Source organism: Isoptericola luteus, assembly GCF_020297055.1.
Lineage (GTDB): Bacteria > Actinomycetota > Actinomycetes > Actinomycetales > Cellulomonadaceae > Isoptericola > Isoptericola luteus.
On record NZ_JAIXCQ010000006.1, the window covers coordinates 146,564 to 172,422 of the forward strand.

The window sequence follows — 25,859 nt, forward strand, 5'->3', positions numbered from 1 at the left end:
GGACGTCAGTACAGGCTGATCGCGAGGCGCTGCCGGGCCTTGCCGACGCGCGGGTCCGTGGGGCCGACGACCTCGAAGTAGTCGACGAGCCGGGCCCGGAGCGTCTCCTTGGTGTCCGCGTCAGCGCCGGGAAGCAGCTCCAGCAGGCGCGCGAACGCGTCCTCCACCTTGCCGCCGAGCATGTCCAGGTCCGCGACGGCCAGCTGGGCGTCGACGTCGGCCGGGGCGTCGGCCGCGGCCGTACGGACGGCCTGCAGGTCCGCACCCTGCGTGCGCTGCAGCAGCCTCACCTGCGCCAGGCCCGCCACCGCCTGGGCGTCCTTCGGGTCCTGCTTGATGGCCTTCTCGTAGGCGGCGACGGCGGTGTCCAGGTCGTCGCGCTCGATGGCGTCGTACGCCTCCTGGTGCAGCGGGGGCAGCGGCTCCTCGACGGGCTCGGCCTCCTCCACCGGCGCGTCGCCGCCCTGGCCGGGGGCCCGGCCGGTGACGCCGCTCTGCTCGGCCGCGGCCAGCACCTGGTCGAGCACGCCGCGCACCTGCTCCTCGCCCGCCGCGCCCTGGAACAGCGGCAGCGGCTGGCCCTGGATCACGGCCACGACCGTCGGCACGCCCTGCACCTGGAAGGCTGCGGCGACCTGCGGGTACGCCTGCGCGTCGAGCCGTCCCAGGAGGAACCGGCCCGCGTACTCCTCGGCGAGCCGGCCGAGCAGCGATCCCAGCTCGGCGTTCGACTGGTCGGTGGGGATCCACAGCAGCACCACGACGGGATACGTCGTGGAGTCCTGCACGACCTGCTGGAAGTTGGCGTCCGTCACGTCCAGCACGTACCCGCCGGCGGACGGCGCGCCGCCGGGCTCCCCCGGCGGTGGCGACTGCGGCCGGTTGAGCGCGGAGAGGTCGACGGCGCCGCGCGTGCTGATGCTCGGCTCGGGCGTGGCGTGAGTCATGGACGACATCCTAGGAGGCTAGTTGGAGGCCGACGTGGCGACGTGCGAGTAGCCGAGGCTCCGGACCTTCTCCCCGGAGTCCTTGGGCGGGACGTAGAGCGCGACCGTGTCCGTGTACCCCACGACGAGCTTGTTCGTCGGGTCGGCGTCTCCCAGCAGCGTCTCCTGCGTCTTGGAGTACGCCTGCACCTCCGCGCCCTCCTCGGTGGTCAGCTTCGACTTGCCGTCCAGCACGCCGACGACGAGCGCTCCGCCGTCGGCGGTGCGCACCACGCGCACGTCGTCCTCCCGGGCGGTGAACTCCACGGTGTACTTGCCGTCGGCGTCGTCGAACCCGGGCGTCGCGCGTACGTTCTTGGCGTCACCCTGGACCCGGGCGACGAGATCGGCGTCCGGCAGGTCGAACGTGTCGGCGAACGACGACTTCTTGGTGCCGAGCGAGACGATGTCCGCGTACTGCGCGAGCGCGTCGGCCGGGGACGCGACGAGCAGCTCGCCGTCGTCCGGCGCCAGGGGCTCGCTGCCGATCCGCGTGTCGGCGAAGTGCGGCATGTTGATGCCGGGTACGAGCTGCACCCAGGCCCACATCTTGTAGGGCTTGCGCGCGGTGTCCTGCTCGAAGACGACCAGGCGAGGCGTCTCCATGTTCTCCAGCCTCTCGGTGATGGAGAAGCTGGTCCGCGGCCAGGTGTTGGTCGTGGGGATGATCATCTGCTGCGAGTTGTTCGGGATGGCCGTCACGAACTCGTTGCTGTCGTTCGCCTTCGCCACCTTGAGCTGGCTCTTGCGCACCTCGAGCGCCGGCCCCGTGACCCGCGCCTTGAGGTCCGCGGACGTGCGGCTCTTGTCTGCCTTGTCCAGCGTCGCGGAGACCGCCTCGATGATGGCGACGTCCTGCTCCTCCGTCAGCACGGGACCGCTGAACGGCTCGCCCGCCTGCGGCGCAGGGATCTCCTCCGCGCACCCGGCGAGCAGGGCCGACGAGACGACGGCGGCGCTCACGACGGCGAGGGGACGACGTACGGTGCGGCGGTTCATCGGTTCTCCTGATCGGTCGTACCGTCGTTCTGGTCGGAGCCGAAGCCCCACGTGGCGCGCCACGCCGCTGCCCGGCCGGCCGGCGTGGACAGGTCCGGGGACCCCTCCTGCTCGGTGGCCGCAGGTTCTGCGGCGGGCGACTGCCGCACGGCCGGGACGGAGCCCGTGACGGCGCGCAGCACCCGCGCGACGCCGCCCTGCTCGGCGGCGCGCCGCGCCTCCTCCTGGGCGCGCAGCTCCCGGCGGGTCAGCCGCGGCATCGACCCGGTGATGGTCGGCTCGGGGGCCGCGTGATCCGGGACGGGCTGCGGTACCGGTGCCGGCGCGACGTCGGCGACCGGCTGCCCGACGGCGCCGGCCTCCTCGGGGGCGGCGTTCTCGCCCTGGGCCGGCCAGCCGGCCTGTTCCCGCTGCTGGCGCCGCGAACGGCGCAGGAGTCGCGCGGCGACGGGCACCTCGGCCGTCCCGCTCCCGTTCTCGCCGGCGACGGGCTCGGCGGCCTCGTCGGGTGCCGGGGGGATCGAGGATGCGGCCGCGCCGGCGGGCGCAGCGGGTTCGGCGGGCTCGGACGCCCCGGCGGGACCGGCCGTCCAGGCCGGCGTGTTCGCGGGCCGTTCCGTCGCACGCACGGGGGCGAACGGGTTGGCGCCGGCGAACGGCGCAGGGCTCGCGTCCTGGGCCCCGTCGTCGGTCTCCGGTGCGGAGACGGAGCCCAGGTCCCGCGACCCGGCGCGGGACTCCTGGCGCGTGGTGTCGCCCCGCCCGGTACGGGCGGCGCGCGCCTTGCTCCGCCGTCCGCCGACGACGATGACCGCGGCGCCGAGGAGGACCAGGACGGCCCCGACCCCGATCCCGGGCCACAGGTACGGCGTGCTCACGGCACGCGGCCACGTCAGCTCGAGCGTGGGCGCCTGCGCGCCCTCGCCCACGCCGGCCGCCAGGAGGGTCCAGCGGCCCGGACGGTCGCTCCACCGCAGGGTCACGGTGCCCTCGTCCGACGTCTCGGCCACCCACATGTCGGAGCCCGCCGGCTCCGGGCCGGTCACCGGCTCCTCGGCGGCAGCCTCGTCGTCAGCAGCAGCCTCGTCGTCGGCAGCAGCCTCGTCGTCGGCAGCGGCCTCGTCGGCCGGCGCCTCGCCCTCGGTGACCCGCAGGCTCTCCCAGTCCGACAGACCGGTGACGCGCGAGAACGGGTCCTCGCCCACCCAGCCGAGCACGTCGACGTCACGCCCCACGGCGAGCGTCACCCGCTGGCCCTCGGGAACGGTCGCGGTGACGGTGACGTCGTCGCTCACCAGACCCAGGACACCGGGGTCCGTGATGATCATCGTGCCGTCACCGACCGGTTCGGCCGTGGCGACCACCGTGTCGGTGGCGCGCCAGACCGTGGCGGACGCGACACCGAGCGCGACGGTGGCCAGCCCCAGAAGGACCAGGACACCGCCCAGAATGCGTTGCAGCACCGAGCTTCCCTTTCGACGTGGACAGTCCAGCATAGGGACGGCCGCACTCCGGCCGTCCACGCACGGGCACCCGAGCCCGCCGGTTCACCAACCCTTCACGAGTCGCGTACCAGCACCGCGCCCCGACCTCCGCCACCGCTCACAAACTGCCCGGAGCCTCGGCCGTCGCGCACGAGTCGGGCGCGCGGACAGCACGATTGTCCAGGAAGGGGAAGAATGTCATGAGTATCGACGCCGACCGCACGCCACTATCCTGGCGGCGCCCGCGGCCAACCACCACGTACGGAGGTCTGCACGTGTCCGACGAGCGCACGCTCTTCCCCATCACCATGCGCGGCTACGACCGCGTCCAGGTCGAGAGCCACATCGCACGACTCGAGCAGGCCCTGGAGGAAGCCCGGCGCAGCGTCGAGGCCACCGACGCCCGCACGATGCAGCTGTCGTCCGAGCTGGCCGAGACCCAGCGCCAGCTCCGCGAGAACGAGAAGCCGTCGTACGCCGGCCTCGGCGCCCGCGTCGAGCGGCTGCTCCGTTCTGCCGAGGAACAGTCGGCCGAGGTGCTCACCCAGGCCAACCAGCAGGCCGCGGACATCATGGCGCGCGCCAAGCTGTCCGCCGGTCAGGTCCGCGCCCGCGCCGAGTCCGAGGCGTCCGAGCTGCTGGGCAGCGCCCGCCGGGAGGCCGAGGAGATCCGCTCGACGACGGCGTCCGAGGCCGAGGGCACCCTCCTGGCCGCCCAGCGTCGTGCCGAGGAGCTGGTCGGCTCCGCCGAGCGCGAGGCCGCACTCATCACGAGCACGCTCAGCGCGGAGGAGAGCGAGCGCCGCGCCGCGCTCGAGCGCGAGATCGGCGTCCAGCGCTCCACCGCGGAGCGCGAGACGACCGAGCTGCGCGTGACCGCCGAGCGGGACACAGCGCAGCAGCGGGCACAGGTCTCGGCCGAGGCGGCCGCCCTGCGCGAGGAGGCCGAGCGGGAGTCGAACGACCTGCTCGAGCGCACCCGTCGCGAGGCCGCGCGGATCATCGCCGAGGCCAAGCACCAGGCCGCGGAGTCGGCCGACACGGTGACGACCGAGCTCGAGGACCTGCGTGAGCGGGCTCGCGCGATGCTCGCGAACTCCGAGCTCGAGCTCGCGCAGCGGCGCGAGCAGGTCGAGCACGAGGCCGCCGCGCGGCACGACGCTGCCCGTCAGGAGACCGAGCAGCTCGTCCGGGCCGCGGAGGAGCACGCCGCCGAGGCCGAGAAGCGCGTCGCGCTGGCGCTGCAGCAGGCCGAGAAGGTGCGGACCGAGTCGGACGCGTACGTCAAGCAGCTGGTGTCCGACGCCCGCCGGACGGCGGACGGGATCGTCGCCGAGGCCCGCCAGTTCGCCGAGCAGACGGTCAACGACGCCCAGGCCGAGTCGGAGCACCACCGCACCACCGCACAGCGCCAGCTCGAGGACCTCACGCAGCGCCACGACTCGATCAACTCCTACCTCGAGGAGCTCCGCGGGCTGCTGGGTGCGGAGAAGCGCGGCGCCGAGGCGCCGGACGACGACGCGTCCGTGACGCAGGACCGCGACTCCACCCGGGGCGACCGCACGCCGGGCCAGGCCGCGCGCGCGTCACTGGCACAGCCCGCCCCCGTCGCGAGCCTCTCGCTGCCCGTGCCGGACGCGGAGCCGGAGGCGGACGACACGGCCGGACGCGCCGACACGGCGGAGAGCACCACCGCCGACGCGGCGGACGCCGACGACGTCGCGGACGGCCCGTCCGCCGCTCAGACCGGCGAGACCGAGGCCGCCGCCGCGCAGGCCACCGGTGCCGCCAAGGCGACCAAGGCCGCGAAGGGCACCAAGGCAACCGGGGCCGCCGGGACCGCCAGGACCACCGGAACCGGCGGCGACGCCGACGACGAGACCGCCGCACCGACCAAGGCCTGAGCCTGACCGGCGGCGTCCGGGACCGATGCCGTCAGCGCTGCCAGGGCCAGCGCGGCGGCGCCGCCCGCTCGGACACCCGCCGGTGCAGCAGCGCGAGCGCGGCGGCGACCGTCGCCGGGTCCTCCACCGCGCTCATGTGCCCCACCTGGGGAACGACGGTGAGGGCACCGTCCTTGGCCGCGTGCACCATGTGCTCCGCCTCGACGAGCGGCGCGACCTCGTCCTCCGCGCCGACGACCACGGCGACCGGGCCGTCGAACCGGCGCACCACCTCGGTGCGGTCGGGCCGCGCGGCCATGGCCCGCTGCGCCCAGGCGACCCCGGCCGGCGACTGTCCGCGGATCCACGACTCGAGCGTGGGGAACAAGTTCCGGCGCTGCGTCACGCTCGTGCGGCCGAGCAGCGTCGCGGGCATGCCGAGCACGGCGTCGAGCGTCTGCGTCTCGGTCACGGTGTCCGCGATCCGGCGTCGGTGGTCGCGGGCCGCCGCGGTGTCGGCGGTCGACCTGGTGTCGACCAGCCCCAGCCCGACGACGAAGCCCGGGTGACGCTCGGCCAGCGCCAGGGCGACGTAACCGCCCATCGACAGGCCGACCACCACCGCGTTGCCCTCCCCCTGGTCCCGCAGGGTCGCGTGCACGGCGTCGGCGGCGTCCTCGAGCCGCGGCGGCATGCCACCCAGCTCGGAGTGGCCCTGGCCGGGCAGGTCGACCCCGATGGCACGCACCCCGGCGGGCAGGGCCTGCGCGGCCGCCGCCCACATGCGGTGGTCCAGCGGGAAGCCGTGCAGCAGCACGAGCGGGATCCCGGCGCCGTCGTGCAACGGGTACGTCGCCAGGGCCGCGGAGGTGGTGGTCATCGTCGACTCCTCACTGGTTCGTCTCGTCGGGCGGGCGCCCGGCGGGCTGTGGTGTCAGGTCGTGGGTGCGTCCTGGACGGCGCGGACGACCTCGCCGTCGTGGTGCGTGGGCAGGGGCGGGTGCCCGGGGAGCACGTGCGCCACGATCTCGTCGAGCACTCGACGCACGGCAGGCTCCCCCACCCACAGGTGCTTGGCGCCGTCCACCCCAATGACTTCCGCCTGGGGGACGCGCGCGAACCGGCGGCGGGCCTCGTCGGGGCGCAGGTAGTCGTCGTGCTCGGGCACGAGCACGACCAGCGGCCTGCCGAACGCGGCCCACCGGTCGAGGTCCTCGTCCGTGGCGCGGTGCAGGGGCGGGGAGAGCAGGATCGCGCCCTCGACGCTCGGGTCCGCCCCGTGCTTGAGGACGAGCTCCGTGCCGAACGACCAGCCCACGAGCCACGGGCGGGGCAGCTCGCGGAACTCCGCGAGCTCGATCGCGGCGGCGACGTCGTACCGTTCCGCGTCCCCGCCGTCGAACGCCCCCTCGGACGTGCCGCGGGGCGACGAGGTCCCCCGGGTGTTGAAGCGCAGCACCGCCAGGTCGGCGAGCTCGGGCAGGCGCCAGGACGCCTTGCGGTAGACGTGCGAGTCCATGTACCCGCCGTGCGTGGGCAGCGGGTGGAACGTCAGGAGCGTCGCGACGGGGTCGCGCTCCGCGGGCAGCGCGAGCTCGCCGACGAGGGTGAGCCCGTCCGCGGTGTGCAGCTCGACGTCTTCCCGCCGTGCCGGCAGCACGGTGAGCGAGCGGATCTGGTGGCCGGTGGCGTCGTCGTTCATCGCCACCAGCCTAGATCCGGCGCAGGGCCTCGGCTGGCCGGACGACGACGGGCACCTGCGGGCGGCACGTCAGCGCAGCCGGCCGCGGCGTTCCCAGCACGAGCCGTGCCAGTGGCGGCGGTCCTGGAGCCCCGCCTCCTCGCCGCCCACCACGTCACGCGGCCACGCCACGACGTGCGGCGTGCCCGGGGGGATCTCCTGCCGGCACGTCGGGCAGCGGTAGGTCTTCTCGCCGCCGCGCACCCGCCGCACCGTCCACTCGCCGTCGGCGGCGCTCTCCCGGCGCACGCCGCCGAGGGCACGGTCGAGGTCGAGCGGGGGCGGCTCGGCCCCCCAGGGGCGCTTGCGGGACGGGCGACGCGACGGCATGCCTCCCATTGTCACGCCGATGGTCACGCCGATGACCACCTGGGCCGGGACGGCCAGCGACTCTCGCGCGCCGTGGCGCCGGCGTGTGGTGCGGCGCAGGCACGCCGGCCGCGCCGTTCGGGCACGAGGTCGGCACAGGCTCCCCACGCCCGCTCTGCGCTCTCCCTGCCCGCGATCAGGTGCGGCCGTTACAGTGTCCCGGTTCGCCCCCACGACCGAAGGACCCTTCGTGAAGCTCCGTACGTCCGCCGGCGCCGTCGCGCTCGCGCTGACCGCAGCCCTGACCCTGACCGCCTGTGGCGACGACGGGGCCGACTCCGATCCCCAGCCCGAGGAGTCCTCGTCGTCCGCCGCGGCGACCGAGGCTCCCGCGCCCACCGCCGAGGACGTCGCCGCGCTCGAGGCGGTCACCGTCGAGGGCGAGCCTGGAGAGGAGCCGAAGCTCACCTTCGAGGCCCCCCTCGAGGTCTCGGCGCCCACCACCCGCGTCGTCGACGAGGGTGACGGCGACGCCCTCGCCGAGGGCTCGCGGGTCACCATGCAGTACATCGCGTACGACGGGAACGCGGAACGCCTCGGCTCCACGTGGGAGACCGACTCGCCGGAGACCTTCATCCTCGGCGACCAGAACTATGGGCTGCTCACCGATGCGCTGGACGGCCAGAAGGTCGGCGCCCGCATCATGGTCGCCAACTCGGTCGCGGGCAACGACGGCACCACGCAGACCGTGCTGAACTTCCTCGAGATCACCGACACCGCCCCGACACCCAGCCGCGCCGAGGGCACGGCCGTCGAGCCGGCCGAGGGCCTCCCCACCGTCACGCTGGCGGACGACGGAGCGCCGAGCATCGAGATCCCCGAGGGCTACGAGGCTCCTGACGAGCTGGTCAGCCAGCCGCTCATCAAGGGCGACGGCGAGAAGGTCACCGCCGACCAGCAGGTGTACGTCCAGTACTCCGGCTGGACGCTCGACGGCGAGCAGTTCGACTCCTCCTGGGAGCGCGGCGTCCCGTTCACCTTCTCGATGCAGGGCGGCGTGATCCCCGGCTGGATCGACGGCGTGAAGGGCCAGCCTGTCGGCAGCCAGCTCCTCCTGGTGATCCCCGCCGACCAGGCGTACGGCGCCGAGGACGACGGGTCGCACGAGCTCGCCGGCAAGCCGCTCGTCTTCGTGGTCGACGTCCTCGCCGCGTGGTGACCTCCAGCACTGCTCCCTGAGCTGAAGGTCTCTCACCTGACGACGGGCCCCGGTACGCCGGGGCCCGTCGTCGCGTCTAGCCTCGACGCATGAGCCCACAGCCCGCCGAGACGGCGACCGAGACGATGGCACCGACGAGCCCTCCGGAGCGCGAGGTCCTCACCTGGACGCGGCTGCCTGTCGCCGTCCGCGAGCTCGCGGAGCAGGTCGTGGCGAGCGGGTTCCTGCCCGACGTCGTCGTCGCGGTGGCCCGCGGCGGCCTGGTCCCCGGTGGCGCCATGGCGTACGCGCTCGGGACCAAGGGGGTCGGTACGCTCAACGTCGAGTTCTACACCGACATCGGCCAGACCCTCGACGACCCGCGAGTGCTGCCGCCGCTCATGGACACCTCCGAGCTGCCCGGCGCGAAGGTGCTGGTCGTCGACGACGTCGCCGACTCCGGGCGCACCCTCGCGCTCGTCATGGGGATGCTCGCCGCGCAGGGCGCCGACGCACGGTCCGCGGTGCTGTACACCAAGCCGCGCACGATCATCCGGCCCGACTACTCGTGGCGCGACACCGACCTGTGGATCACGTTCCCCTGGTCCGCCGACCCGCCCGTCACCGGCGCGGGCAGCGCCCCCGCCTGACGGCGCCGGGTCGGCCGGCCGACGTCAGCTCGTGGCGCTGCGGCAGGCCGCGCACGTACCGAAGAGCTCGACCTCGTGCGTGATGTCGGCGAACCCGTAGGTCGCCCCGACCTCGTGGGCCCAGCGCTCGACGCTGGGACCGTCGATCTCCTCGGCCCGGCCGCAGACGCGGCACACCAGGTGGTGGTGGTGCTTGCGCGTCTCGCACCGCCGGTACAGGTTCTCGCCCTCGCCCGTCCGCACAGTGTCGAGCTCGCCCGCGTCGGCGAGACGCTGCAGCCCCCGGTAGACGGTGGCCAGGCCGACCTTGTCCCCACGCTCGAGCAGGGTGCGGTGGATCTCCTGTGCGCTGCGGAACTCGGACAGGTCGTCGATCGCGTCGTTCAGCGCCGCGCGCTGGCGGGTCATCCGTGCCACGGCGGTCACCTCCTTCAGGCAGGGGAACACCCGAGGATCTCACAGGATTCCGCGGCGCCGGCCCCCGGGCCGGGGTGCTGTCCGGCCGCTCAGTCGGCCCTGGCGGGTCAGGGAGCCTCGTCGCAGACCAGGCCGCTCCGCAGGGCGGCGAGGTTGGCGCGCATGACGTCCAGGTAGTCGGAGCCCGCGTCCGACTGCCCCTCGAGCGGGTCGAGCCTGTCGGTGGCCACACCGAGATCGTCCACGAGGGCCTGGGCGACCTTGGGGCTGGTGATGACCTCGAAGTAGATCGTCTCGACGCCCGCGTCCCGCACGACGGACCGGACGTGACGCAGGCGGGCGGGCGACGGCTCGACCTCGGGGTCGAGGCCGACGATGCCGACCTGGTTCAGGTCGTAGCGCTCCGCGAGATAGCCGAACGCCTCGTGCGAGGTCACGAGCGTGGCGCCGGCGCACGGAGCGAGCGAGGTGCGGTACTCCTCGTCGATCGCGGCCAGCTCGTCCGCGAGCGCCGCGGCGTTCGCCGCGTAGTCCGCCGCGTTGCCGGGGTCCGCCGCGGCGAGCTCGTCCGCGACCCTGCGGGCGGCGGCCGCCAGCAGGGCCGGGTCCTGCCAGAAGTGAGGGTCGACGGCGTCGCCGGGCCTGGTGTCCGCGGCCGTGCCCTGCCCACCGGCCTCACCGGGGCCCGGACCGGCCACCTCGGCGGTGTCGACGACGTGGTCGGGCCGTTGCGCCGCGACCGCCTCGTCGGTCGCGGCCTGCATCCCCGACAGGTACACCACGACGTCGGCACTGCCGAGCAGCCGCACCCTCGCCGGCGACAGCTCCAGGCCGTGCGGGTCGGCAGCGGGAGGCGTGAGGTTGTGCACCGTCGTGTGCTCCCCGCCGACGCGCTCGGCGACGAACTGCAGCGGGTAGAAGGACGCGACGACCTCGACGGCATCGTCCGACGGCGGGGAGGCGCAGGCCCCGAGGGCTCCGGCGGCCAGTGCCGTGGTGATCAGGGCGGTGAGCGGGGTGGCGAGCGGCCGGCGGGTGCGCAGCGTGGGCATGGTGGTGGGGCTCCAACGGGTAGAGACGGTGCGGTGAGGCCGGGCGACGCACGACGGCGGTGGCACCGGCCGGGTGCCACCGCCGTCGCGTCGTGTGCGGTGGGTCGTGCGGTCAGGGTGGCGCAGGGTCAGTGCGCGTCGCCCTCGCCCTCGGCGTGCTCGTGCTCCTCCTCGGAGTGCTCGCCGCTCTCGGCGTGCTCGGTGGAGCCGCCCTCGACGTCGCCCGAGATGCCGTTGATCTCGTTGGGCACGACGTCGAGCTGGACCGTGCTCCACACCTCGCCGGACTCGATGTCGACCGCGCTGACGGTCCGGTGCGCCGGGTCGGTGACGTACGCGGAGCCGTCCAGCATGAAGATCGCCGGACGCGGCTGCTGCCACTCGGCCGGCTCCTCCCACGCGTCGATGACCGGGACGGACTTGGTGATCTTCGCCGTCCGAGGGTCGATGACGTGGATCTTCCCGTCCGTGCCGAGCACGAGCCCTTCGCCGTGCTCACCGCGGGCGAGGGACCGGAACGTGTAGCTGGACGGCAGGTCGACCAGCGTGATGGTGCCCGTGGTCGTGTCGGTCAGCGACACGCGCGTGGGCCGCTCCAGCTCCGCGTCCGGGTCGGACTTGTAGTCCCCGAGCACGACGGGCGAGGTCTCGCTCCCCGCCTGGTTGCCGATGCGCCCGTAGGCGTCGGGGCTGTCGACCTTGGTGATCTTCTGGTCCTTGACGATCAGGACGCCGTCCTCGCAGCCCGCCAGCACGACCTCGTCGGCGGCGACGGCCTCGCCGTGGATGCCGGGGCACTCGTCCGAGGCCGCGATCTCGCGGTCGTTCTCGTCGAGCACCTTCAGGCCGGTCCGCGCGTCGGCCGTGCCCTCGGAGACGATCAGGCTGCCGTCGGTCAGCTCGACGGCGACGCCGTGGTGAGCCACCGGGGTGGTGTGCTCCCGGACCTCGGGCTCGGCGTCGTCGACCGCGGTGGAGTCGAGCACCGTGACCTGCCCCGTGCCGTCGTCGAACAGCGCCGTGCGACCGTCGTGCACCACGGCGTGCCCGGGCGTCGTGGCCTCGAACATCGTGTCGGTGAGTCGGGGGTCGGCGGTGTAGTAGTGCGCGTGGTCGCCGTGCGGCTCGGCCCAGGCGCCGCCGTCCAGCACCTGGAAGCCGCCCGTGGTCGAGACCAGCAGGTGGCGGCCGTCGCCGGCCCCGTTGATCCGGTTGAAGCCTTCCAGCTCGATGTCGCCCACCTGCTCCAGCGAGCCCGCGTCGAGCACCTGGATGCCGCCGTCGTAGGTGATCGCGATGCGTGGTGTGTAGGTGGCCGCTTCGGTGGCCTGCGCCTGCTCCTCGGCCGGGGTCTGGGCCGCCGACGATCCGGCGCCGGGTTCGGCGTCCCCCGACGAGCAGGCGGCCAGGGCGACGAGCGGGAGGACCAGCCCGAGGGAAGCGAGCCCTCGGGCGCGCGTCCGCTTTCGTGCAGTGAGAGTCATGGGGTGCTGGACCTCGCGGCGGACGGGCCGACGCGAGGCCGTCTCCTTTCAGGTGGGGGTGTCTTCCGGGGCCGTTGAGGCGACCGGGGCAGAACGTACCACGAATGAGAATCGTTCTCATTCACATTGATTGAGACCGGCTGCGAGCCGCGGACGACCCCCGGCCGGCGCGTGACCAGGCGAGCAGCCGGCAGGCAGCCGGCAGGGTGCCGTCGGCTCAGCCGGGCGTGACCAGGCCGCGCCGGACGGCCCGGTCAAGGCGCCCAGGCACCGGGACGGTGCGGCCGTCGACAGCGACGGGCACCAGGGGTGGCACCGACGCCTTCACCGGGCCCGGCGGGACCGGGTGCGCGACCTCGACGTCTTGCCCCTGGGGACGGCCATGGGGCGCCGCCCATTCTGATCGGCCTAGGGACTCACCCCTGGCGGGCCTTGAACCGAGGGTTCTGCTTGTTGATGACGTACGTCCTGCCGCGGCGGCGGACGATCTTCGACCCCGCGGCGAGCCTGAGCGAACGCAGCGAGGAGCGGACCTTCATCGCGCCCCCTTCGTGCCGTAGCGTTGGTGGAACCTCTCGACGCGGCCCGCTGTGTCGACGACGCGCGCGCTGCCGGTCCAGAACGGGTGGGAGGCGCTGGAGATCTCGACGTCGACCACGGGGTACGTGGCGCCGTCCTCCCACTCGATCGTGCGGGCGGGCACCCCGGGCCCGCCGGGAGCCTGGCCCGCGAGCGTGGACCGCGTGAGGAACGCGGACCCGGCCCCGGGGTCGCGGAAGACGACGGGCCCGTACGTGGGATGGATGCTCTTCTTCATCGATCTACCTCTCTCATCAGCTGGACTTGGTCACGCCGGGCAGCTCGCCGCGCCTCGCCTGCTCGCGCAGCCGGATGCGGGACAGGCCGAACGCACGCAGGAAGCCGCGAGGCCGGCCGTCGACAACGTCGCGATGGCGCACCCTGGTGCGGCTCGCGTCGCGGGGCTGACGCTGCAGCTCCATCACGGCGGTCGCGCGGTCCTCCGCGCTCGACGAGGGGGACGCGACGACCGCCTTGAGCTCGGTGCGCCGCACGGCGTACCGGGCGACGACCTCCTGACGGCGGTCGTTGGCGGCGATCTTGGACTTCTTGGCCATCAGCGCTCCTCGCGGAAGTCGACGTGCTTGCGGATCACCGGGTCGTACTTCGTGAGCACGAGCCGGTCCGGGTCGTTGCGCCGGTTCTTGCGGGTCACGTAGGCGAAGCCCGTGCCGGCCGCGGACCGGAGCCTGACGACCGGGCGCAGGTCGGTGCGGGACGCCATCAGACCCTCCCCCCCCCCGCGCGAGGATCCTGGCGACCACGACGTCGATGCCCTGGCGGTCGACGGTCTTGATCCCCTTGGCGCTCACGCGCAGGGTGACCTTCCTTCCGAGCGAGGGCACCCAGTAGCTCTTCTTCTGGATGTTCGGGTCCCAGCGGCGCTTGGTGCGCACGTGGGAGTGCGAGACCGAGTGGCCGAAGCCCGGGGCCGTCCCGAGGACCTGGCAGCGGGCGGACATGGCGCCCCCTTCCTGAGTTGGCAAGTTGTTGAGAACGCTTCTCAGCAGGCTAGATTCTGGCACAACAGATAATCATTATCAACAAGAAAGGGATCCCGTGCCCGCAGCGCCCCACCCGAACCTGATCGCCCTCAGCATGCTCGTCACCGTCGACCCGGTCCTGCGCGAGTCGGCAGTGGCCGGGTGGCTATGACAGGTTCGTTGAGGACCACCGTGACGGCTTGACTTGGGACCACCTGGGTCGGGCTGGTTGTGGTGTGACGGTCTGATTCGGACCCACCCCGAGCGTCTACCCGGGTTGCGGCACCGATGCCGTGAGCCTGGATGGATGGAGACGTCGCGAGTGGAGCTGTATGCGCTGATCAGGCGGGATGCGAGAGTCGAGGGTGCCTCGATCCGCGAGCTCGCGCGCCGGTACCGCGTGAGCCGGAACACCGTCAGGCAGGCGTTGCGGTCGGCGACTCCGCCGCCGAGGAAGACGCCGGTGCGAACGGCCCCGAGGTTGGAGCCGTTCAAGTCTGCGATCGACGGGATGCTCCGGACGGACTTGACCGCACCGAAGAAACAGCGTCATACGGCCCGCCGGGTTTGGGTGCGATTGGTCGAGGAGCACGACGCCGGCGATCTGTCGTACTCCACGGTGCGGGACTACGTCCGGAATCGTCGTCCGCAGATCCTGGCCGAGGCCGGTGTCCCGGTGGGTGAGGTGATGGTGCCGCAGGAGCATGCCTGGGGCGGCGAGGCGGAGGTCGACTTCGGCGAGGTCTACGTGATCCTCGCTGGGGTCAAGACGAAGTGCCACCTGTTCACCTTGCGCCTGTCCGCGTCGGGCAGGGCGGTGCACCGCGTCTATGCGTCCCAGGGGATGGAAGCTTTCCTCGAAGGCCACATCGCGGCGTTCACCGAACTCGGCGGCATCCCCACCCGCCACATCAGGTACGACAACCTCTCCTCCGCGGTCTCCGAGGTGCTCTACGGAACCGGCCGGCGCAGGACGGAGAACCAGCGCTGGACGGTGTTCCGCTCGCACTACGGGTTCGACGCGTTCTACTGCCGCCCGGGGATCGAGGGCGCACATGAGAAGGGCGGCGTCGAGGGCGAGGTCGGCCGGTTCCGACGGCAGCGGCTCACGCCTATGCCTGAGGTCGCCTCGTTGGACGAGCTGAACCAGCAGATCATCGCCTGGGACCTGACCGACGACAATCGGCGAATCAGCGGGCGAGCTCGCACCGTGGGACAGGACTTCGCCGTCGAGCGCGAGCACCTGGCCGCCCTTCCCGATGAGGTCTTCGACCCCGGCACCATCCTCACCCCCAGGGTCGACCGGTCCGCGCTCATCACCGTGCGCACGGCCCGCTACTCCGTGCCCGCTCACCTGATCGGGCGCAAGGTGCGTGTGAGCCTGCGCGCGTCCCACCTGGTCGTGTTCGACGGCCGCAAGATCGTCGCGACGCATCCGCGGGTGATCGCCAAGGGCGGGCAGTCCGTGCTGCTGGACCACTACCTCGAGGTCCTCAAGCACAAGCCCGGAGCCCTGCCCGGGGCGACGGCTCTCGCGGCTGCGCGGGCGGCTGGCACGTTCACCCCGGCGCACGACGCGTTCTGGGCCGAGTCTCGCAAGGTCAACGGCGACGGGGCCGGGACCCGTGAGCTGATCGAGGTCCTGCTGCTGCACCGCCACCTGCCCGGCCACGCCGTCGCGGCCGGTATCGAGGCCGCGCTCCAGGTCGGCGCGGTGAGCGCCGACGTCGTCGCACTCGAAGCACGCCGACTCACCGCCGGCCAGCCCTCAGGCGGCGGTGATGTCCCGGCGTCTGGGTCGGCCTTGGCGGGGAAGGTCGTCTCGCTGACCCAGCGTCGCCTCGCGGACCCGGCCGCGGTCATCGCCGGCCTGCCACCCGATGCTCGCCCGCTGCCGACCGTGACCGCCTACGACGACCTCCTCGCGGCCCGACGCACCACAACGAACGAGACCACGCCCACCGACCTGGAAGAAGGAACCGCATGACCACCACCACCGCAGCACCGACGTCGACAACCTCCCTTGGAACCTTTCCCGGTTCTCGGCGGCGGGGCCCGCTGACCGAGCAGGCCGCTGCCGCGGCGATCGACCAGGCCTGCCGTCGCCTGCGGCTGCCGACGATCCGGACCAACGTCGAGGCCACCACCGCTGCGGCGCAGCGCGACCAGATGTCCTACGAAGGGTTCCTCGCCGAGCTGCTGCTCGCGGAGTGCGACGACCGCGACCGCCGCTCCACCATCCGACGGGTCAAGGCGGCCGGGTTCCCGCGCAACAAGTTCCTCGACGACTTCGACTTCGATGCCAACGGCGACATCAACCCGGCCACCATCGGGGCCTTGGCCACGTGTGACTGGGTGCGCCGCGGCGAGCCCCTGTGCCTCATCGGGGACTCCGGCACCGGCAAGAGCCACCTGCTCATCGCCCTGGGCACCGTCGCCGCAGAGCAGGGCTTCCGCGTGAAGTACACGCTCGCGACCAAGCTGGTCAACGAGCTCGTCGAGGCTGCCGACGAGATGCGCTTGGCGAAGACGATCGCCCGCTATGGCCGTGTCGACCTGCTGCTGATCGACGAGCTCGGATACATGGAGCTCGACCGCCGCGGCGCGGAACTTCTCTTCCAGGTTCTGACCGAACGCGAGGAGAAGAACTCCGTCGCGATCGCCTCGAACGAGTCCTTCTCCGGCTGGACCAAGACGTTCACCGACCCCAGGCTCTGTGCGGCGATCGTCGACCGCCTCACCTTCCACGGCACCATCATCGAGACCGGCACCGGCTCCTACCGCCTCGCCCACAGCCGACAGGCCCAGCAGGCCTAAGTAGCCCGATTCCTTGCCTTCGTGAGGACAACAGTGCCTCGTCCGTCAGATGACGGACGAGGCACTGTCTGCGCATGCTGGGGCGAGAGCGCTCAGCCGCGTCGGATCCAGTCCGCCTGCCAGGAGTAGTCGCCGTGCGCCACCTCGGAAACCGTGAGGGTGACCTCCTCGCCCGGCACCAACTCACGGAACGCTCCGTCCGGTGCGTCGATCGCCGCGAACAGCGCCCAGACCGCCCGGCCATCGGCGAGGCGCACCGCCCCGACGCCCTGTTCCTCGTCCCACGCGGTGACCACACCGCGGAATCGCTCCGATCCCACGCGACCTCCTCCGTTTGTCACTTGCGAGGGTAAATCGTCGTCGTGACCGTCAGCGCGCCAGGGAGAATCTTGCCCTTGCACTTCACCTCGAACGTGATGAGGTCGGAGGACTTGACCGTCGAGGGCACCTTCACCGGCTTGAACGAGCCGTGGAAGAGGTAGGACTTGGGCACATTCTTGTGCGGTGCGTTCATGCCCTGCTTCTTGCCGTTCAGCCACCACTTCATGCCACGCTCATTCACCTTCCCCACGATCTGACGCTGAAGCGACGGCTGGATCTTCAGCCCCCAAACGACGTTCTTGTACTTGGGGCAGTTGTTCTGGAACGTGATCGTCATGTTCGCATCCCAGAACGACTTCGCCTGCTTGCACTTCAGCGTCTTGTTTGTGGCCGCGCGGAGCACACCGCGAGAAGCGGCATCGTCACGCACCGCGGCCACCTGCTCATCCGTCGGGAGCCCCGGCACCGCTTCCGTGACCGCCTGCTCCAGATTCGCCGCCACCGCAGGGACGACCGCGACATCCTCGGGACCCGCGTCGACGAGGTCGGCAATCTCCTCCGCAGCCTCCTCGCGATCCTGGGGCTCCAGAGCGTCCAGGTTCACAACCAGCGAGGACGCCACATCGGACGACTCCGCGGCGGGAAGGTCCACCGTCGCCACCTGCGCGAGCGGGTCGGAGAACTCCTCACCGAGTGGAGGCGCTACCGCGACAGCCGCCACCTCCTCATCGCTCGCGACTGCGGTAGGCGTGTCGAGCTCGTCCGCCAGCACCGCCTCCCACTCCGCCGACGTGAGGCCCCCATGTTCCCCACCGCCCGTGCCGCTATCGGCAGTCGCCGCAACTGCCGCGGGTGCGACAAGTCCGCAGAGGGTTAGCGTTGCGATTCCTGCAATCACATTGCGCTTCCTCGAGGATCTGTGTTTCACGTTCGCTTCCTTTCACTGATGGTGCGCGAGAAGTTACGCACAGCGACACCGGAAGCGCAACGCCGAACTAGATGATTCAACGGTCAATAATTCAAAGTAGACCTACCTGGGCGCGACCCTGCGTCCACGCGTGGGACAGGTGGTCCCGTTTCAAGCCGTCATGGTGGTCCACATTCGGGTTGACACAGCCAGCCGGGCTCGTCCTCGGCTCCCCCGGGACTGTCGCCGTCCGCCACGACCTGCTGCCCGGCGAGGGCGCGCTGCGCCGGGTCGTCGTCGACGCGCTCGCCGCCCAGCTCGAACAGGCCGACCTGGTGGTGACCACCGGTGGCTCGCCGACGGGCTCCGGGCTCGTCGACCGCGTGCGGGGCACCGCCACGCGCCGCAGCGACGGGATGCATCGCGAACCGCCCCGACTCAGCCTGCCTGTGGGACTCCGCAGGCGGTCAGACCTGCATCGCCGACCTCGGGGGCTGGCAGGAGGCCGCGCCCGGCGTCGAGCCGCGCACCCGGATCCACGTCGTGGGCGCCGGCGACCCGCACGCCGCGCGCCGCCTGCGGCGCCGCCCCCGCGAGGCGTTCACCGCCGCCCTGACCACCGGCGACGAGACGGCCGACGGGGGCCTGCACTGGCTCGGCCGTGCGGACGTGCTCGCACCGTGGCTGGGTGACCGCACACCGGCCTGAGCGCCGGCGGCATCACGGGTGCGCACGGACGGGGGCACGCGACAAGGCCCGGACCCGCGCGACTGCGCGGGTCCGGGCCTTGTGGTCGGCCGATGCGGGCGGCCGGAGCCTGAGCCGGGGCTCAGAAGTCCCAGTCGTCGTCCTGCGTCGCCACGGCCTTGCCGATGACGTAGGAGGAACCGGACCCGGAGAAGAAGTCGTGGTTCTCGTCGGCGTTGGGGCTCAGGGCCGCGAGGATCGCCGGGTTCACCGCGGTGTCCTCCTTGGGGAACAACGCCTCGTAGCCCAGGTTCATCAGGGCCTTGTTGGCGTTGTAGCGCAGGAACGCCTTGACGTCCTCGGAGAGACCGAGCTCGCCGTAGAGGGCGTCGGTGTACTCGACCTCGTTCTCGTACAGCTCGAAGAGCAGCTCGAAGGTGTACGCCTTGAGCTCCTCCTGCTCGGCGGTCGTGACCTGCTGCAGGCCCTTCTGGTACTTGTACCCGATGTAGTACCCGTGCACGGCCTCGTCGCGGATGATGAGGCGGATGAGGTCGGCCGTGTTGGTGAGCTTGGCGCGGCTCGACCAGTACATCGGCGCGTAGAAGCCCGAGTAGAACAGGAACGACTCGAGCATCGTCGAGGCGACCTTGCGCTTGAGCGGGTCGTCGCCCCGGTAGTAGTCGAGGACGATCTCGGCCTTGCGCTGCAGCTGCGGGTTGGACTCCGACCAGGCGAACGCCTCGTCGATCTCCTTGGTGGAGATCAGCGTCGAGAAGATCGACGAGTAGCTCTTGGCGTGCACCGACTCCATGAAGGCGATGTTCGTGTACACCGCCTCCTCGTGAGGGGTCAGTGCGTCCGGGATGAGCGAGACCGCGCCGACCGTGCCCTGGATGGTGTCCAGCAGCGTGAGGCCGGTGAAGACGCGGGTGGTCATGAGCCGCTCGGCCTCGTTCAGCGTGTGCCACGACTGGATGTCGTTGGAGACCGGCACCTTCTCCGGCAGCCAGAAGTTCCCGACCAGACGGTCCCAGACCTCGAGGTCCTTCTCGTCCTGCAGACGGTTCCAGTTGATCGCGGTCACGCGATCGATGAGCTTGAGCTTCCCCGTGGGCGCCATCGTGTTCTTTTCCCCGATTTCCAGATAGTTGCTCACAGCATGCAGCTGACGCAGTTCTCCACCTCGGTGCCCTCGAGGGCCATCTGGCGGAGTCGGATGTAGTACAGCGTCTTGATGCCCTTGCGCCAGGCGTAGATCTGCGCGCGGTTCACGTCGCGGGTGGTCACCGTGTCCGGGAAGAACAGCGTCAGCGACAGGCCCTGGTCCACGTGCTGCGTGGCCGCGGCGTAGGTGTCGATGATCTTCTCGTACCCGATCTCGTACGCGTCCTGGTAGTAGTCCAGGTTGTCGTTCGTCATGTACGGCGCCGGGTAGTAGACGCGGCCGAGCTTGCCCTCCTTGCGGATCTCGATCTTCGCGGGCACCGGGTGGATCGACGAGGTCGAGTTGTTGATGTAGCTGATCGACCCGGTGGGCGGCACGGCCTGGAGGTTCTGGTTGTAGATGCCGTGCTCCATGACCGACGCCTTGAGCGCGCGCCAGTCGTCCTGCGTCGGGATGGCGACGCCGGCGTCGGCGAACAGCCGCGCGACGCGGTCCGTGGCCGGCGCCCAGGTCGCGTCGGTGTACTTGTCGAAGTACTCGCCCGTGGCGTACTTGGAGTCCTCGAAGCCACCGAACGCCTTGCCTCGCTCGATCGCGAGCCGGTTGGAGGCCGCGATCGCGTGGTACGCGACCGTGTAGAAGTAGAGGTTCGTGAAGTCGATGCCCTCGTCGGAGCCGTAGTAGATCCGCTCGCGGGCGAGATAGCCGTGCAGGTTCATCTGCCCCAGCCCGATGGCGTGCCCGAGGTCGTTGGCCCGGCGGATCGACGGGACGGACTCGATGCTCGTCTGGTCGGAGACCGCGGTGAGCGCGCGGATGGCGGTGTCGATGCTCTTGCCGAAGTCGGGCGAGTCCATCGTCTTCGCGATGTTGAGCGACCCGAGGTTGCAGGAGATGTCGCGGCCCACGTGGTCGTAGGAGAGGTCCTCGTGGTACGTCGACGGGGTCGAGACCTGCAGGATCTCCGAGCACAGGTTGGAGTGCGTGATCCGGCCCTTGATCGGGTTGGCCCGGTTCACGGTGTCCTCGAACATGACGTACGGGTAGCCGGACTCGAACTGCAGCTCCGCGATCGTCTGGAAGAAGTCGCGCGCCTTGATCGTGGTCTTGGTGATCCGGTCGTCGGCGACGAGCTCGTCGTACATCTCCGAGATGGAGATGTCCGCGAACGGCTTGCCGTAGACGCGCTCGACGTCGTACGGGCTGAACAGGTGCATGTCCTCGTTCTGCTTCGCGAGGTCGAACGTGATGTCCGGGATCACGACGCCGAGGGAGAGGGTCTTGATGCGGATCTTCTCGTCCGCGTTCTCCCGCTTGGTGTCGAGGAAGCGCATGATGTCGGGGTGGTGCGCGTGCAGGTACACGGCACCGGCGCCCTGGCGCGCCCCGAGCTGGTTGGCGTAGGAGAACGAGTCCTCGAGCAGCTTCATCACGGGGATGACGCCGGACGACTGGTTCTGGATGTGCTTGATCGGCGCGCCGTGCTCGCGGACGTTGCTCAGCAGGAGCGCCACGCCACCGCCGCGCTTGGAGAGCTGCAGCGCGGAGTTGATGCCGCGCGCGATGGACTCCATGTTGTCCTCGATGCGCAGCAGGAAGCAGGACACCGGCTCGCCGCGCTGTGCCTTGCCGACGTTGAGGAACGTCGGGGTGGCGGGCTGGAAGCGACCCGAGATCACCTCGGTGACGATGTCGCGTGCGACCTGCTCGTCGCCGTCGGCCAGGCCCAGGGCGACCATCGAGACCCGGTCCTCGAAGCTCTCGAGGTACTTCTTCCCGTCGAACGTCTTGAGCGTGTACGACGTGTAGTACTTGAAGGCGCCGAGGAACGACTCGAACTGGAAGTCCTGCGCGTACGCGAGCTGGAACAGCTCCTTGACGAAGCCCTTGGAGTACTTGGCCAGGATCGCCGGGTCGTAGTACTTGTTCTCGACGAGGTAGTCGAGCTTGGCCTCGAGGGTGTCGAACTCGATGGTGTTCGGCCGCACGTGCTGCTCGAAGTAGGCCGCGGTGGCCTCACGGTCCTTGTCGAACTGGATCGTGCCGTCCGGCCCGTAGAGGTTCAGCATCGCGTTGAGCGCGTGGTAGTCCAGCGCCACGCCCTGCAGGGGGACCTCGACGGCCCCCGCGGTCGCCGGCGTGCTCACGCCGAGATCAGTGACTGTCGTTGCCAAAATCGTCCCAATCCGTCACGGACGCGCTCGGCGTCCTCGGCCGTCCCCAGGAGTTCGAAGGCGTACAGGTAGGGCACCTGACACTTCGCGGAGATGATGTCTCCGGCGATGCAGTAGGCAGCGCCGAAGTTGGTGTTGCCCGCGGCGATGACGCCACGGATGAGCGAGCGGTTGTCCACGTCGCCCAGGAAGCGCCGTACCTGTCGCGGTACGGCACCGCCCTCGTTGCCCCCGCCGTAGGTGGGGGCCATGAGCACGTACGGCTCGTCGACGGTGAGGAAGCCGTCCGCAGGCCGCAGCGGGATCCGGTGCACGGGAATCCCGAGATCGGGAAGCCCGAGCCGCTGCACGAAGCGGTGGGTGTTGTCCGAGACGCTCGAGAAGTAGACGAGAGCCCCCATGTCACTCACTCCCCGAGGCCTTGCTTGTTGCTGGTGGTGCCGCGTACCCGTCAGGGGTACGCCTCGTCACCCGGGCGGGGACGCCCGGGTGGGTGCGGGCCGCACCCCCGCGCGGCCCGGATGCTCAGGCCGAGACGGCCTGCTGCGCCGCGACGGCGCTGATCTGGTCGGGGCGGAAGCCCGACCAGTGCGTGTCGCCGGCGACGACGACCGGAGCCTGCAGGTACCCGAGCCCACGGACCATCTCCAGCGCCTCGGCGTCCTGCGTGATGTCCACGACCGTGTACTCGACACCCTTGCGGTCGAGGGCGCGGTAGGTCGCGTCGCACTGCACGCAGGCCGGCTTGCTGTAGACCGTGATGCTCATGTCCGTCTCTCCCCTTCTCCGCGCCCCCGCGGAGGCGTCGTCCGATCCGTGCGCCGCTCCTGACCGACCCCGTCCGGCGCCCTTGTCAGGGCCCCGACCTGGGGTGACATCGGTGGAACTACGCCGGTGTGCTTTGTTCGAGGGCCTGGGCGCCTCGCGTGCTCCAAACACTACACCTAGTGGTCGATGCGCGCTGGGAACCGACATGTTGTGGTTGACACCCGTGTCATTCGCCTCGCTTCGGGGCCTTGACAGCACCTCTCGGCGTGTCGTCCAGCGTCCCACGAGCCTCTGACAGCGGCCTCGCACGAGGGGTTCTCCACCGCTCGGTGCACCCTCGTGGCCGGGCGCCGGCGAGCGTTCCCCGCGCACCACCGTGCGGCTCGCAGCGGGTGGCCGGACCGACCGTCCACAGGCTGCGGACGGCCACCGTCCACAAGGTGTGGGCAAGGCCGCCGTCGGCGTGTCGCACCCCCGCCAGAGGGGTGCGACCGGCGGGCACAGGAGGCGCACCACACACCTGCTCGACGCCCGGCACGGGGCAGATCGGCCGTCCTGGTCCCCAAAAGTGAGTCGCGCCGCACGGCGTGTCGCACCGGCGGGCGTGTCGCACCCAGCCCGCCCGGCACAGCCCGGTACCCGCCGGGTGGAGACCGGCAAGGACCGGCACCGCCCGGTCGAGAGGCCTGCCAGGACGCGCCGCGACCGATCAGCGGGCCCAGGGACGCCAGCCCGCCGGGTCGAGGCCGCCCGGGACCTCCGTCGACGGGTCGTACGGGGCCCGCGTGAGGTGGAACGTCCCGACGTCCAGGGCGACGGGGGACGCCCCTTCGCCGGAGGGGACGGCCGCCGCGACCGGGCGCAGCCGCTCGCCGAGCCAGTAGCCGCCGTCGACGCCGACCCACGCGCCGGCGGCGTCCGGGTCGGGCTCGAAGGCGGTGCCCCGCCCGACGTCCCCCGCGGCCCGGAGCGCGAGCGTGCCGTCGGCCTGCAGGCTCACGGTGTGCGGCACCGGCCCCCAGTACCAGGTGCCGGTGAGCGCGAGCTCAGGCACGGTGCGCCCAGGACCTTGCCGGGGAGCGGGTGCAGAGGAGGGCGCCCGGCCCAGGAGGTCGCGGAACGCGGACTCGTCGCCGAACCCGGCGGTCGAGCTGCCGCACACGGCGACGACGTCACCGGTGGCGGCGTCTGCGCGCACGGACGCCGTGAACCCCGGCACGGAGCCGCCGTGCCCGACCGTCCGCGCAACGCTGCCGGGGCGTGGCTGCCGCACGGAGAGCCCGAGCGTCCACGCGGACATCGACGCCGCGCCCGGCTCGTCGACAGCCACGCGGGCGATCCGCATGCGGCGGCGCCACTCGGGCGACAGCACCCGTCCGTCGTCGGCCCACCCCCCGGCGCCGACCAGCCACGACGCGAAGAGTGCGAGGTCGCCGGGCGTCGACCAGACCTCCCCCGCCGGCCCCATCGCGCCGTACGCGGCCACGGGCTCCGGCAGGACGGCGTCCGCGTGGGGGTGCACCGCGTAACCGGTCGCGGCCGGCCCGAGCGGGACCCGGCCGGTGCTCGACATGCCCAGCGGCGCCCACACCTCCTCGTGCAGCACGTCGTCCCACGCGCGCCCGTGCGCCTGGGACAGCAGGTGCCCGAGGACCGCATAACCGAGGTTCGAGTAGTGGTGCCGCTCGCCGGGTGCCCACAGCGGCCTCGCCCCCGACGCGACGAGCTCCTCCCACGTGCCCGCGCCGTGGCGCTCCCACCACGGGCCGGGCGGTTCGGCGGGCAGCCCCGCCGTGTGGGTCAGGTGCTGCGCGACGGTGGCCGTGGGCGCCGGGGCGTCCGGCACGTGCCGGCCCACCGGGTCGTCCAGCCCGAGCCGGCCGGACGCGACGAGCCGGAGCACGGCCACCGCCGTCATCGGCTTGGTGATCGACCCGACGCGGAACGCGGTGTCCGTGGTGACGGGCTCGTCGCGACCGTCGGCGCCCAGCCGTGCCGCGCCGACCGCGTCCGCCCACACGGTCTCGCCTCCCCGCGCGACGGCGGCCGACAGCGCGGGCACCCGCCGGTCCCGTCGCACGTGGTGCAGCGTCTCGGCGAGCGCCGCCCCGGTCCCGGCGGGCAGCGAGGCGGTCGGGGCGGACGCGCCCGTCGGGGTGATCGGGGCAGGCGAGGCGATCATGCAGCGCACGCTACCGACCTGCCGGCCCCCGACGTCGAGCAGGGCCCGCTCGGGTCGGTGCTAGCCACGTCGAGCGGTCACTGCTCGACGGCCCCGAGGCGCCCGACGCGCCGAGATCGCGCACCGGCTGGTCCCGTCGCCGGGCGCTCCCCGCCCGACCGTGGGCGTCACCGCCCGGAACCGTGAGGAGAAGCTAGGGTCCGTCCCGAGTCGAAACGCTGTGCCTGTCGAGATGAGACGGGCCGTGGCCGAGCGCGAGGGGCGACACCGGTGAGAGATATCACGATCGAGTCCCCGCTGATGGGGTCCGAGAGCGACCGCTGGGAGACGCTCGACGGCGGGGTGTATCTGGACCTCGCGGACCCCGACACCACCCGCTACCGGGTCGTGCTCTCCTTCGTGTCGGAGCAGGGCGAGGGCCAACACCCCCTGGAGGACGTCCTGGACAGGTACTCCCTCGATGTCCATCGCTTCGTGACTCCCCCGCCCTCGCACAGCGAGCCCGGTGCTCGTGTGGTGCTCGAACTCGGAGGGGACCTCGAGGACGTTCGTCGGGCCGCCGAGCTCGTGGGCAAGCGCGTCCGCAACGAGCCCTACACACACGACGGCAGGGACCTTGTCCGGCTCGTGATCGAGTAGCCGGATGGCTGGCGGTGGAAATTTGCGGCCGGCCCGGTTGCTCGCTGAACCATGTCAGGACCGACCGATTCCGAGGCGGCCGGAAGCGGGATCGGAGCCGGACGATCACGTACGCCGCTGAACGGCTACGTGCTACCGGGCTCGCAGCCGCGTTCCGGCCGGGTACATCTAGGCCGGTTCTCCGGGGATCGAGCCCGGCGGCGGGCCTGGGCTCTTGGGCTCGTCGAGGACGTCGTCCGAGGGGGACGTCCCTCTATGAGGCGGCGGGCCGGGGCTCTTGGGCTCGTCGAGGAGATCGTCCGACGGGGTCGACGGCGCTCCATGAGGCGGCGGGCCGGGGCTCTTGGGCTCGTCGAGAAGATCGTCCGACGGGGTCGACGTCGCTCCATGAGGCGGCGGGCCCGGGCTCTTGGGCTCCTCGAGGACGTCGT

28 protein-coding genes and 1 pseudogene are annotated in these 25,859 nt (G+C 71.7%); 7 read left to right on the forward strand and 22 right to left on the reverse strand.

The annotated features are described in order from the left end of the window. Positions 1–5 precede the first annotated feature (5 nt). The 3 genes from LEP48_RS10495 to LEP48_RS10505 are packed head-to-tail and all read right to left on the reverse strand — an operon-like array spanning position 6 to position 3,448. On the reverse strand, positions 6–947 hold the full coding sequence (locus LEP48_RS10495) for a tetratricopeptide repeat protein (RefSeq protein WP_225565544.1): 942 nt from the start codon (positions 945–947) through the stop codon (positions 6–8). A gap of 18 nt (positions 948–965) precedes the next feature. After that, entirely contained in the window at positions 966–1,985 is a 1,020-nt protein-coding gene (locus tag LEP48_RS10500) for a DUF8094 domain-containing protein (protein ID WP_225565545.1), read from the reverse strand. Next, positions 1,982–3,448, reverse strand: a complete 1,467-nt coding sequence (locus tag LEP48_RS10505) for a hypothetical protein (protein ID WP_225565546.1) — start codon at positions 3,446–3,448, stop codon at positions 1,982–1,984. The genes LEP48_RS10500 and LEP48_RS10505 overlap by 4 nt, the downstream gene beginning before the upstream one ends. A 221-nt stretch (positions 3,449–3,669) precedes the next feature. Between LEP48_RS10505 and LEP48_RS10510 the strand changes: the two genes are divergently transcribed. Next, the gene (locus tag LEP48_RS10510; protein ID WP_225565547.1) at positions 3,670–5,373 is read left to right on the forward strand and encodes a coiled-coil domain-containing protein; all 1,704 of its coding nucleotides are present in this window, start codon (positions 3,670–3,672) and stop codon (positions 5,371–5,373) included. Positions 5,374–5,404: 31 nt separating this feature from the next. On the opposite strand, the gene LEP48_RS10515 is transcribed toward LEP48_RS10510, so the two are convergent. The 3 genes from LEP48_RS10515 to LEP48_RS10525 form a co-directional block, all read right to left on the reverse strand. Further along, the gene (locus LEP48_RS10515) at positions 5,405–6,232 is read right to left on the reverse strand and encodes an alpha/beta fold hydrolase (protein ID WP_225565548.1); all 828 of its coding nucleotides are present in this window, start codon (positions 6,230–6,232) and stop codon (positions 5,405–5,407) included. 54 nt (positions 6,233–6,286) lie between these two features. Beyond that, positions 6,287–7,054: an alpha/beta hydrolase gene (locus tag LEP48_RS10520; protein WP_225565549.1), complete on the reverse strand. Its 768-nt coding sequence runs from the start codon at positions 7,052–7,054 to the stop codon at positions 6,287–6,289. 69 nt (positions 7,055–7,123) lie between these two features. After that, positions 7,124–7,423: a hypothetical protein gene (locus tag LEP48_RS10525; protein ID WP_225565550.1), complete on the reverse strand. Its 300-nt coding sequence runs from the start codon at positions 7,421–7,423 to the stop codon at positions 7,124–7,126. Between the two features lie 229 nt (positions 7,424–7,652). Between LEP48_RS10525 and LEP48_RS10530 the strand changes: the two genes are divergently transcribed. Beyond that, positions 7,653–8,621 (forward strand): FKBP-type peptidyl-prolyl cis-trans isomerase, encoded by a 969-nt coding sequence (locus LEP48_RS10530; protein ID WP_225565551.1) that lies wholly within the window; start codon positions 7,653–7,655, stop codon positions 8,619–8,621. Between the two features lie 89 nt (positions 8,622–8,710). After that, complete coding sequence (locus LEP48_RS10535; protein ID WP_225565552.1) at positions 8,711–9,250, forward strand: phosphoribosyltransferase; 540 nt, start codon at positions 8,711–8,713, stop codon at positions 9,248–9,250. Between the two features lie 24 nt (positions 9,251–9,274). Here LEP48_RS10535 and LEP48_RS10540 read toward each other — a convergent pair whose 3' ends face one another. The 8 genes and pseudogenes from LEP48_RS10540 to rpmB all read right to left on the reverse strand — a co-directional run. Next, on the reverse strand, positions 9,275–9,658 hold the full coding sequence (locus LEP48_RS10540; RefSeq protein ID WP_225565617.1) for a Fur family transcriptional regulator: 384 nt from the start codon (positions 9,656–9,658) through the stop codon (positions 9,275–9,277). Between the two features lie 116 nt (positions 9,659–9,774). After that, the gene (locus tag LEP48_RS10545) at positions 9,775–10,719 is read right to left on the reverse strand and encodes a metal ABC transporter substrate-binding protein (RefSeq protein WP_225565553.1); all 945 of its coding nucleotides are present in this window, start codon (positions 10,717–10,719) and stop codon (positions 9,775–9,777) included. 128 nt (positions 10,720–10,847) lie between these two features. Further along, the gene (aztD, locus tag LEP48_RS10550) at positions 10,848–12,203 is read right to left on the reverse strand and encodes a zinc metallochaperone AztD (RefSeq protein WP_225565554.1); all 1,356 of its coding nucleotides are present in this window, start codon (positions 12,201–12,203) and stop codon (positions 10,848–10,850) included. A gap of 416 nt (positions 12,204–12,619) precedes the next feature. Continuing rightward, positions 12,620–12,742, reverse strand: a complete 123-nt coding sequence (gene ykgO / locus LEP48_RS10555) for a type B 50S ribosomal protein L36 (RefSeq protein WP_225565555.1) — start codon at positions 12,740–12,742, stop codon at positions 12,620–12,622. Then, complete coding sequence (locus LEP48_RS10560; protein ID WP_225565556.1) at positions 12,739–13,020, reverse strand: type B 50S ribosomal protein L31; 282 nt, start codon at positions 13,018–13,020, stop codon at positions 12,739–12,741. The genes ykgO and LEP48_RS10560 overlap by 4 nt, the downstream gene beginning before the upstream one ends. 16 nt (positions 13,021–13,036) lie before the next feature. Further along, positions 13,037–13,339, reverse strand: coding sequence for a 30S ribosomal protein S14 (gene rpsN / locus LEP48_RS10565; protein WP_225565618.1), 303 nt, complete (start codon positions 13,337–13,339; stop codon positions 13,037–13,039). Then, positions 13,339–13,506: a 50S ribosomal protein L33 gene (gene rpmG, locus LEP48_RS10570; RefSeq protein ID WP_225565557.1), complete on the reverse strand. Its 168-nt coding sequence runs from the start codon at positions 13,504–13,506 to the stop codon at positions 13,339–13,341. Before rpmG ends, rpsN begins: the two co-directional genes overlap by 1 nt. Before the next feature lie 13 nt (positions 13,507–13,519). Next, a pseudogene (rpmB, locus tag LEP48_RS10575) lies at positions 13,520–13,744 on the reverse strand (50S ribosomal protein L28); the annotation flags it as partial. Between the two features lie 328 nt (positions 13,745–14,072). Here rpmB and istA point away from each other — a divergent pair. Both istA and istB read left to right on the forward strand, forming a co-directional pair. Then, complete coding sequence (istA, locus tag LEP48_RS10580; RefSeq protein WP_225565619.1) at positions 14,073–15,752, forward strand: IS21 family transposase; 1,680 nt, start codon at positions 14,073–14,075, stop codon at positions 15,750–15,752. Beyond that, positions 15,749–16,582, forward strand: coding sequence for an IS21-like element helper ATPase IstB (gene istB, locus LEP48_RS10585; protein ID WP_225565558.1), 834 nt, complete (start codon positions 15,749–15,751; stop codon positions 16,580–16,582). Before istA ends, istB begins: the two co-directional genes overlap by 4 nt. A gap of 92 nt (positions 16,583–16,674) precedes the next feature. Here istB and LEP48_RS10590 read toward each other — a convergent pair whose 3' ends face one another. The 3 genes from LEP48_RS10590 to LEP48_RS10600 form a co-directional block, all read right to left on the reverse strand. Beyond that, positions 16,675–16,902, reverse strand: coding sequence for a hypothetical protein (locus tag LEP48_RS10590; RefSeq protein ID WP_225565559.1), 228 nt, complete (start codon positions 16,900–16,902; stop codon positions 16,675–16,677). Positions 16,903–16,919: 17 nt separating this feature from the next. Next, positions 16,920–17,831 (reverse strand): hypothetical protein, encoded by a 912-nt coding sequence (locus LEP48_RS10595; protein ID WP_225565560.1) that lies wholly within the window; start codon positions 17,829–17,831, stop codon positions 16,920–16,922. 158 nt (positions 17,832–17,989) lie between these two features. After that, positions 17,990–18,232, reverse strand: a complete 243-nt coding sequence (locus tag LEP48_RS10600; protein ID WP_225565561.1) for a hypothetical protein — start codon at positions 18,230–18,232, stop codon at positions 17,990–17,992. Between the two features lie 121 nt (positions 18,233–18,353). Here LEP48_RS10600 and LEP48_RS10605 point away from each other — a divergent pair, with 121 nt between their 5' ends. Then, on the forward strand, positions 18,354–18,518 hold the full coding sequence (locus LEP48_RS10605) for a hypothetical protein (protein WP_225565562.1): 165 nt from the start codon (positions 18,354–18,356) through the stop codon (positions 18,516–18,518). 121 nt (positions 18,519–18,639) lie between these two features. Here LEP48_RS10605 and nrdF read toward each other — a convergent pair whose 3' ends face one another. From nrdF to LEP48_RS10630, 5 genes are all read right to left on the reverse strand, one after another. After that, positions 18,640–19,620, reverse strand: coding sequence for a class 1b ribonucleoside-diphosphate reductase subunit beta (gene nrdF, locus LEP48_RS10610; protein ID WP_225565563.1), 981 nt, complete (start codon positions 19,618–19,620; stop codon positions 18,640–18,642). A 32-nt stretch (positions 19,621–19,652) separates the two neighbouring features. After that, positions 19,653–21,812 (reverse strand): class 1b ribonucleoside-diphosphate reductase subunit alpha, encoded by a 2,160-nt coding sequence (gene nrdE / locus LEP48_RS10615; RefSeq protein ID WP_225565564.1) that lies wholly within the window; start codon positions 21,810–21,812, stop codon positions 19,653–19,655. Then, a complete protein-coding gene (gene nrdI, locus LEP48_RS10620; RefSeq protein ID WP_225565565.1) occupies positions 21,809–22,240 on the reverse strand; it encodes a class Ib ribonucleoside-diphosphate reductase assembly flavoprotein NrdI in 432 nt (143 codons plus the stop codon). The genes nrdE and nrdI overlap by 4 nt, the downstream gene beginning before the upstream one ends. Positions 22,241–22,364: 124 nt before the next feature. Further along, positions 22,365–22,607 carry a glutaredoxin-like protein NrdH gene (gene nrdH, locus LEP48_RS10625; protein ID WP_166849614.1) on the reverse strand — a complete coding sequence of 81 codons (243 nt, stop codon included), beginning with the start codon at positions 22,605–22,607 and terminating at the stop codon, positions 22,365–22,367. A 709-nt stretch (positions 22,608–23,316) separates the two neighbouring features. Continuing rightward, complete coding sequence (locus LEP48_RS10630; protein WP_225565566.1) at positions 23,317–24,789, reverse strand: serine hydrolase domain-containing protein; 1,473 nt, start codon at positions 24,787–24,789, stop codon at positions 23,317–23,319. Between the two features lie 300 nt (positions 24,790–25,089). On the opposite strand from LEP48_RS10630, the gene LEP48_RS10635 reads away from it, so the two are divergent. After that, complete coding sequence (locus LEP48_RS10635; protein WP_225565567.1) at positions 25,090–25,428, forward strand: hypothetical protein; 339 nt, start codon at positions 25,090–25,092, stop codon at positions 25,426–25,428. Positions 25,429–25,859 lie beyond the last annotated feature (431 nt).